5 protein-coding genes are annotated in these 9,293 nt (G+C 56.2%); 3 read left to right on the plus strand and 2 right to left on the minus strand.

The window, feature by feature from the left end; genetic code table 11:
• Positions 1 to 513 precede the first annotated feature (513 nt).
• Entirely contained in the window at positions 514 to 1,602 is a 1,089-nt protein-coding gene (locus tag AUC61_RS25990; protein ID WP_243249122.1) for an enoyl-CoA hydratase/isomerase family protein, read from the plus strand.
• 3 nt (positions 1,603 to 1,605) lie between these two features.
• Positions 1,606 to 2,757, plus strand: coding sequence for an acyl-CoA dehydrogenase family protein (locus AUC61_RS25995; RefSeq protein ID WP_243249123.1), 1,152 nt, complete (start codon positions 1,606 to 1,608; stop codon positions 2,755 to 2,757).
• A gap of 90 nt (positions 2,758 to 2,847) precedes the next feature.
• On the opposite strand, the gene AUC61_RS26000 is transcribed toward AUC61_RS25995, so the two are convergent.
• Positions 2,848 to 8,016, minus strand: a complete 5,169-nt coding sequence (locus tag AUC61_RS26000) for a M35 family metallopeptidase (RefSeq protein ID WP_243249124.1) — start codon at positions 8,014 to 8,016, stop codon at positions 2,848 to 2,850.
• Positions 8,017 to 8,143: 127 nt separating this feature from the next.
• Complete coding sequence (locus AUC61_RS26005; protein WP_243249125.1) at positions 8,144 to 8,707, minus strand: NADPH-dependent FMN reductase; 564 nt, start codon at positions 8,705 to 8,707, stop codon at positions 8,144 to 8,146.
• A 293-nt stretch (positions 8,708 to 9,000) separates the two neighbouring features.
• Here AUC61_RS26005 and AUC61_RS26010 point away from each other — a divergent pair, with 293 nt between their 5' ends.
• Entirely contained in the window at positions 9,001 to 9,213 is a 213-nt protein-coding gene (locus AUC61_RS26010; RefSeq protein ID WP_122663823.1) for a hypothetical protein, read from the plus strand.
• Positions 9,214 to 9,293 lie beyond the last annotated feature (80 nt).

Genomic DNA, 9,293 nt, shown 5'->3' on the forward strand with positions numbered 1-9,293 from the left:
TTATAGCCGACCTGTTTTCTTGGGCTTGCCGACATTCTGTAGGAGCTGCCGAAGGCTGCGAAGCGGTGTGTCAGACGAGACCTCTGTTGGATGTGCTGACGTCTCGCGAACATGTTCGCTCCTACCAGTCCAGGGTGTAACCGCTGTATTCGCTTTGCTTTTGATCTGAGGCGCCCCGTTAAATCACGCTGGCCGAATTCTGAAGCGTGGGCAACGGTTCAGGATCTGCGGGCGGGCATGCCGAGCCACGGCGAGGCACCTAGCGGTGGGACAGGTCCATGGTTACTTTTGCGCTGTCTGTCCAAAAGTGACGCGCTGTAAAAGCGCAACCCATACCAGCCGTTACCGCAGCAACGGATATGTACACAAAAACAACAGCAGATACCACCGCACCCTGCAAGAACGCCCTAGTACTATGCACCTTTACCGGCTGTCTTTTGCAAATTTGCACTGTTAGCATCGTGATTGTCATCTCTCGCAGCCTATAAAACAAAAACGAACAGGGAGTTTGTAATGACTGCATCTGCTTTACCTGCCCACGAGCCGCTTACCGATAACAGCATTCTGGCCCAAGTGCGTAATCACATCGGCCATCTGACACTCAATCGTCCGGCCGATCTGAACGCCATTGATCTAAGCATGGTACGCAGCCTTCAGGCACAACTGGACGCGTGGGCCAGTGATGACTCGATCTACGCCGTAGTCCTGCGCGGTGCCGGAGAAAAAGCGTTTTGTGCCGGTGGAGATATCCGCTCGCTGTACCACAGCTACAAAAACGGCGAGACCACACACCAAACGTTCTTTGCCGAAGAATATGCCCTGGACCTGACGATTCACCGCTATCGCAAGCCGATCGTTGCGCTCATGGACGGCTATGTTCTGGGCGGCGGTATGGGGCTGGTGCAGGGCGCAGATTTACGGGTGGTGACCGAACGCAGCCGTCTGGGTATGCCGGAAGTGGCAATCGGTTACTTCCCCGATGTGGGCGGCAGTTACTTTTTACCGAGAATCCCTGGCGAGCTGGGGATTTATCTGGGCGTCACCGGCACCCAGATAGCTGCCGCAGACGCCTTGTATTGCGGACTCGCCGACTGGTACCTGCACAGTGAAGCACTGGCAGAACTGGACAAGAAGCTCGACCGTCTGCAGTGGCGCAGTCAGCCTCTCAAGGACCTGCAAGGCGCTCTGGCGAAACTCGCCAGCCAGCACTTGCCGGATCCATCTATGGAAAAACTGCGCCCCGCCATCGACCACTATTTCGCCCAGCCAGACATCTCCAGCATCATCGAACAACTGCGTGAAGTCGCTGTTCTGGACACCCACAGCTGGGCCCTGAGTACCGCAGCGCTGCTGGAAACACGCTCTCCACTGGCCATGGCCGTCACCCTTGAGATGCTGCGGCGCGGACGTCACCTGTCACTTGAAGACTGCTTCACGCTGGAACTGCATCTGGACCAACAATGGTTTGAACGTGGCGACCTCCTCGAAGGCGTACGCGCACTGATTATCGATAAAGACAAGAAGCCGCAATGGAACCCGCCCAGTGCTCAGGCGCTAAGCGCCGAACATGTGCAGAGTTTTTTCAGCGGCCATGGAGATTGAGCGATGAACGATATCGAACTCACAGAAGAACAGGTGATGATCCGCGACATGGCGCGAGATTTCGCCCGCAATGAAATTGCGCCCCATGCACAGGCCTGGGAGAAAGCCGGCTGGATCGACGACTCGCTGGTCAGCAAGATGGGCGACCTGGGTTTGCTGGGCATGATTGTTCCCGAGGAATGGGGAGGCACCTATATCGACTACGTCGCCTACGCGCTGGCCGTCGAGGAAATTTCAGCTGCAGATGCCGCCACTGGCACATTGATGAGCGTGCACAGTTCGGTGGGCTGCGGCCCGATTCTAAAGTACGGCAATCAGGAGCAGAAACAGACCTGGCTGGCCGAACTGGCCAGCGGCCGGGCGATTGGCTGTTTCTGTCTGACCGAACCGCATGCTGGTTCAGAAGCCCATAATTTAAGGACCCGCGCTGAATTGCACGGCGACGAATGGGTTATCAATGGCGCCAAGCAGTTTGTGAGCAATGGCAAACGGGCGAAGCTGGCCATTGTGTTTGCAGTCACCGATCCGCAGTTGGGCAAGAAAGGTCTGTCAGCGTTTCTGGTGCCCACCGACAACCCTGGCTACGTCGTGGATCGCTCGGAACACAAAATGGGCATTCGCGCCTCGGATACCTGCGCCGTCACCCTGAACAATTGTCGCGTTCCCGCAGACAGTCTGCTGGGCGAGCGTGGCAAGGGCCTCGCCATTGCCCTCTCCAATCTGGAGGGTGGACGTATCGGCATTGCCGCTCAGGCGTTGGGGATAGCCCGCGCTGCGTTTGAGGCCGCGCTGACCTATGCGCGGGAACGGGTGCAGTTCGACAAGCCAATCATCGAGCACCAGAGCATCTCCAATATGCTTGCCGACATGCACACCCGCATCAACGCCACACGCTTACTGATCCTGCACGCTGCACGACTACGCACCGCAGGCCAACCCTGCTTGTCAGAAGCCTCGCAGGCCAAGCTGTTCGCATCGGAGATGGCCGAGTCGGTCTGTTCCAGGGCGATCCAGATTCATGGCGGCTATGGCTATCTTGAAGACTACCCGGTCGAGCGCTACTACCGGGATGCCCGCATCACCCAGATCTACGAGGGCTCAAGCGAGATACAGCGGCTGTTGATTGCAAGGGAACTGAAGCATTACTTGATCTGATACTGGCGGTGAACTGCGCCCCAAAAGCTGGACACCCCGTCCAGACCTTGGGGGGCAGTTCATCTGCAAATATCAGCTCATGTCACTGAGTCAAAACCGTTCGCGCCCTAGCAGTGTTACCAGCAAGGCAACGGAATCGGCGTTGGCCAGTATCACCTCGGCGCGTATCTGCGCATCGTCCAGAAATATGTCCCGTGCAGCGTCAATGGTGGAGGCGCCGGTCAATTTCAGCACCTTGCCCTTGGCACCACCATCGGCGGTCTTGAGGTCGCGCGAGGTCCCGTTCTCCTCCTCCACCTTGAACAGGTCATCACGAGGGGTCAGATGCGACAGCCTGCTCTGGAGTCTGATCTGCTCCCTCTTGAGGCGCATGCGGTACTCGCCAATATCCTCAAGCAGGTCTAGATACGGCCTGTCTGAATCCAGATAAGCGATATCATCGGTTTTTCCGGCGATGTGGGACAGCTCATGAATTAACGCCGTTGCACGGAAATGAGCACCGACATTAAATCCACCCAACCTCGATTGCGCTGATTTCAGGCGCACAAACGGCGTACTGAAAAATCGCTCACTCAGAAACACTCTTTGCAGCGGATCATCCGTATAAGTGAATGCCGTGACATCCCGGGAGTCGATTTTGTTGGTGCCCACCACGTAACGTTGTGATGAGTGCGGGGAGAGCGCGGGGTCGAGCAGCAATCGATAAATATCAGTGATCGCCAGTTTTACGCGAATGACCAGCGCATTACCCAAAGCCCTCACGCCAAAGAAATCCTTGAAAATTTGCACGATACGAGGATCAAGGACCCGACTGGGGGAACGTAACGTCAGATTATCAAGGGCGTTCCTCAGGTAGACCCTGGCCTGCCGATGGGCCTCGACCAGTTGTGTGGACTTCAGCGGATACAACCGCTGGATGTCGGCCACCCCACTCGCTTGCACTGTAAAAATATCTTCGACGTTGTAATCAATGAGATCGGTCTTGATTCGAGTCAGCGCCCCGCCATTACGCCGCCTGCCAACGCCCGTCCCAAACGTCCAGTGTTGCTGGGCATCAAGGATGATCTGAGGCCCCTCTTTTTCGCCTGTAATAACGTGCCAGCCACCCGATCCGCTGCTCACCTCATAGACCTTGCCGGACACCGCTGCATATTGTTTGAGAGTGACAGGGCTGTTGAAAACGTGCCGTGTATTGTCTTTTTCCAACTGGCTCAGAGAAACGTCATGGACCTCAAACTTGCGCAACAGGACCTCAATATCCTGCTGCATTTGCGGGTCATACCATTCATGTTCGGACACGTCATCGGGATCGCTCTCGCTATCCTGAAGTTGCACGGCACCCTCGTTCAATTGCTGACCCGTAGTAATCAGCACCAGCAGAGCCGCCGCAAATTCAGCAACGGCCTCCCCCCACTGTTTGTCCTTGGCTGAGTCCAGCGATGAATGTAATAAATCCTTTGCCTGCCACAAGCCCACCAGGCCGCCGAGCCTGCCAGGTAAAAACGTCAGCGACTGCTCGACGCCCAGTAACATCAAATGGTGCCAATCAGCGCGGTCGGCCTCAGCCGTACTTACGCTGTTTTTCCTGGCCATCAGCAGCATCACCTGTTGCGCCGCCAGGAACAGACTTAACAGGAAGTTTTCCTGAACCGCCTCGACCTTCAATTGCACCGGAGCCGGGTAGGAGTCACCCAAATCCGTAAAACCGCCCGTGGCCCACGAAAGACGGGGTGTCAGAAACCCTCCTCGCTCATAGACAAAACGCACGCTCGGGTCCAGACGCTCCAGCACCAGCGCTTGCAGCTCGGTACTGGTCTGCAATTCGATGAGAAATGCCTCTTGGCTGGCGTACTCCTTGAAGGTGTAGTCCGCACTGGCAACAACATGCAGAATCCATGGCCCGCCCTCCTCACCTTGCGGCCCCAGCAAATAAACCCCCGTGACAACATCAGGCAAATAGCCAGGAGCAGGCACCAATTGCAGCGGGCTGAAAATGATGGTCCGCCCGTTTAAAGGAAGTCGCGCGAACCCATCCGGCATATTGATCAGATTTTCAATAAAACCATACGCGGCCCTGGTCAATGTGCCCTGAAGCTTTAGCTGGAATGCCGTCAGCAACAATGCGCACGGCGCCTGCTCTATAAACTGACCGAGCCGTTCGAGGTAATCCGGCGAGGTGTCACTGAACTTGCCCTTCAGGTATTGCTGATAACCGGCACTAATATCCAGAGTTCGAGCCATATTGCGCACATAGATAGCATCCAGCGAGTCAGGCAACGATGTCGCGTTGCTGGCGGAAACACTCAGGGAGGCGTTCTGAAAATTGGAAAAGCGATTGATGGCGAAATCCAAAAGGTTTTCACTGACCGTGCTGGTCGCCGCAGGAATCGACGAGGGTATCTGCCCAACGCCCACCGGTGCAGCGCTGTAGTGCGTGAGGGTGATCAATATCTGCTCTGGGTCCAGCTGCGCGGTGGGGAAATCCTTTTGCAACCGGTCGCGGACCTGTGCTGCGGTGTATTGATCCAGCGATGCAAGAGAAACGACGCGCTGTCGCGATGTGTAGAGCTGCCAAAAACGCATCAACAGCCGTCTGAATGCTGACAAGTCGCTTTCGGGGGCTTTACTCAGCCAATCAGGCATGAGCCTTCGCAACAACGTGTACTCAAGCCGACAGGACAACGTATCGATGACTGTTCTTGACTTGTCATCAGACGCCATCGGTATAAGCATTCTTTTCAGCAGTACAGCATCGGCCTGCCAGGCAACCGCCGCGCGGTATGCTGATTCGATACCAAGGCATTGCCTGCTTAACTCATCCTCGACGAGACGCTCGATGAAATCCTCGTCGATCCTGGCCAGATTGATGGTGATGGACGGTATCACGCTGCGGCTGAAAAACGCTTGAAGCCTGGGCTGATCCGATTCTGCGAGCAGGCTCAGCCACCTGTCACGGGATCCTGGGTACGCTAGCCTGGCATTGAGTTCGAGCTGGAGTGCACTGATGCTTTCAAACTCCATGAGGCCGAGCACCGCAGAACATAGCAGCGGCTTGCCATTGCCGTTCAAAGGCTGCTGGAGGACAAACACATTAGTGAGTTGCAAGGGGGGCTGACTACTGTCGTAAATCAGGTAAGGAATGGACACTTCGACGGCCTCGAAATCAAAGCGCTCACGGAGCTTGAACAATGGCCGGTCCAGCACTTGCTCAAGCATATCCAGCGCGCTTTTACTCACCTCGCTGAACGTGCGGTGCATGCTCAGGGCAAGTCTGATCAGCCCTTCCTGAATCAAGCGCGAGGCATTAGCCGAAATGACCGTGGAACCTCGCACCCGTAATTGTGAACCATAAAATGCCCTGACCTGATCCAGGTAGTCCTTGGCAAAGCTCTGCCGGGCACGATTCATTACGTGATCGAGCAACTCCGGCGTCAGCCATGACAGATGCATGGCGTAAGCAGAATCAGGTGGATCGGCGTAAACCTTGCAATCCTCGGGCACCTTTGCCCCGCGATGCCCAGTGACCCGGTCCAGAAGCAGCACCGACAAACTCACAACGCTGTCATCATCATCGCGGAACCACATGCGCTGGGCATCCACGGCTCCACTGTGCAATACCGAAAAATAGCGGTTCAGGAGTCTGCGAGCGCACTCGGAAACGGTTGGGTGAGCATCGAAAATACTGTCGACCCGCATGCGTGCATCACGCAGGTAAGTTGCCCACAGCAGGGGCGCAGCCTCGCTGGAATCCTGGATCTGGATACCCAGTGCGGAAATTCTCGACGGTGAACTGAAGCTGGTCCACAGCTGCTCGGAGCCCGCCAGCGCCTCGTTCCAGCGCTTTGTCTCACCAGCAATAACGAGACGTGGGTCAATCAGATGACGGATATCCAGTGCAACCTCAAGGGAGACCGATGCTTGAGCAGGAGACTTGAAGGCAGATTTGAGGATGCTGGCAAGGTTGCGTTTTTGCAGTGCGATCACTGAATCGGCGAGCCTGATGAGTGACGTATTGCTCACCGAGTCCAGCCTCAGATGTACCCCGCCGTGGGCACGCAATAACTTCTCATCGTCGAGCGATGTGTAGTCGAATAGTTCGGTGCGGCCCTCGATACCGGCGAAATGCTCAGCCACCGCGCCTACGCTGTTGAACCGTCGCAAGCCCCGCTTGGCGCAATACAGGAAAATATCCGACAGCAGCACTGAGGTGAACCCGATCAGCACGACGCCCGCCAGCTTGAGCGGCTCCTGATCACGTATCGCGACCGAAACCCTGGACATTTCCACGTCACCTGACAATCGCCCATCTGCCTGACACAGAGTCTTGAGTACCGCATATTCCTCAGCGGTGACCGTGCTGTCCTGCCGAGCGCTCAGCAAATACTGTCGAAAACAGCCGATGAATGCCTGACCGAGTACATCACGCCGGGTCATGCCATCCGCTACCCAGGTGCGCCAGTAATCATCCAGCAGGTTTTCATAGACACCGGCCAGAGAGCCTGAAACGCTGGTGACCGCTCGTTGCCATGAGCTGGCCGCTTCCCCCGTCAGCTCATTGCCTTCGATGTCCAGCCACTGCTGTCGTATTCCGCTGAGCAAAGGCGTCCCACAAAAGCCCCGTATCGCCACATCGACGAGCGTCTGTGTGCCCAGAATGGCGCCTTTTTGCGTGCCGTTCTCAGCCTGTTTGATCTGCGCGATATGCGTGAGCACGTTGAGCTTCGAGCCAGGGAAACGCGTAGCAACCTCTTTTTTCAGTGCTTCACCCATGGCAGCGCGCAGTGACGGCAAACGCTGCAAGAGCCGGGACAGCCGCTCAAGCTGTTGTGCCTGCTGATCGATGATCGAGAACATACGGTGCCCGGACACCTCGCCTTCGATTTGCTCGTATTCAAATTGTGCCGGATCGCCACTTTGCAGACCGAACCGCGCGGTTAAGCCCGCCACCAGTTCCTGACGAGTGCTGAACCTTTCTACGCCATCGAGGGGGCTATAGAAATAAACCTCGGGGGTCAGATTCGTGACATCGCTGATCAACAATGCCCCCGCCAGCTCCGCGTGTATCAGCCCGTCGTCACCGCGGGTCAATCGATCAACCCGCGGTGGGGTCGCCTGCTCATCTCCGGGCTGGACGAGGAGCTCCAGCCACCGGGCCTGCTGGTCGGTGATGCGTCCGGCTTCCAGCGCATCGGCAATGTCCAGAGGAAATCGCGAACTGAGCGACTCGGAATAAAACCAGGGGGAATCTGTGGATGACATGACAAGTTCCTTTTGCAATGAAAACCCATCGCCTCACAGGGCGATGGGTTGAAAGAGCAAAGGAGCTTATCGGGGGCTACTTCAATGCAGACGGTACATAAAGCAGCGCATTGCCGAATATGTCGGCTCAGGCCTTGTGATTCTGCTCAACCCAGGCGGCGTAGGCATTGATGAACGTCTGCAGGAAAGGCCTGGTCTGTTCGGACAAGACGCCTGACGCATCAAAAAATGTACCAGCGTTGCCCAGGTAAGCTTCAGGCTGTTGCAGGCACGGCACGTTGAGAAAAACCAAAGACTGGCGCAAATGGTGATTGGCCCCAAACCCGCCGATAGCGCCAGGTGAAGCGCTGATCACTGCGCCAGGCTTGCCGCTCCAGGCACTTTTGCCGTACGGACGGGAGCCGACATCAATGGCGTTCTTCAGAGCGCCCGGTACCGACCGGTTGTACTCAGGCGTCACGAACAGCACGCCGTCGGCTGCGCTGATCTGCTGGCGAAACGCTGTGTAACTCTCCGGGCTTGAAGTCGCGGTATCGATGTCTTCGTTATAGAGCGGCAGGTCACCGATTTCGACGATCTTCAGTTGCAGGTTGGCCGGAGCCAGTGTGGCGAGGGCCAGCGCGATCTTACGATTGATGGAATCAGCCCGCAGGCTGCCAACTACCACGGCGATCGAATAAACCTGACTCATGGATATGTCCTTCAACGAATGAAAAGAGCCATTAGTTATAGATCAAGTCGGCGCCCAGGTGCAGATTGCATTGCAGCGATGGAAGATTAAACAGCACAAACGGTCCAAAATCCCGACGCCGACTATTTTTTAATCGCAGGCAAACTACCCGTCAAAACAGCGGTCTACTTCGCTTGATTGCACGCTGCGTGCTACGTCTGTCCGAGTCTTGCTGGATACGGACCCTGGCTCTCGATGCGCAGTGTTAGCATGCAGGGGTAAACAGGCGGTTATCTTCAGAGGTTACAAAGCAAATGGCTTCAATCAAGGTTGGACAATTTCATGCACGCGACGCCGAAGGCCGCATTTATTCAGTGCATGAATTCCGGGAATCACAGCTCGCCGAGGCGGGTGGCACGGAGCCTGTTTCAATCTACAAACTGGCGATTGGCGACAGGGTCAATCACTTGGGCGGGGATGAGTTTCAGCTGGTCCAGTCCGGCATTACCATGACGCGTACTTCCTGAGAGTGACCCATACGAGGTCGCTCGATATCACTGACACAGCGCTGTCGTGAAGCAAACATCAAACCTGTAGGAGCTGCCGA

Origin of the sequence: Pseudomonas maioricensis (assembly GCF_022790535.1) — a bacterium.
Classification (GTDB): Bacteria; Pseudomonadota; Gammaproteobacteria; order Pseudomonadales; family Pseudomonadaceae; genus Aquipseudomonas; species Aquipseudomonas maioricensis.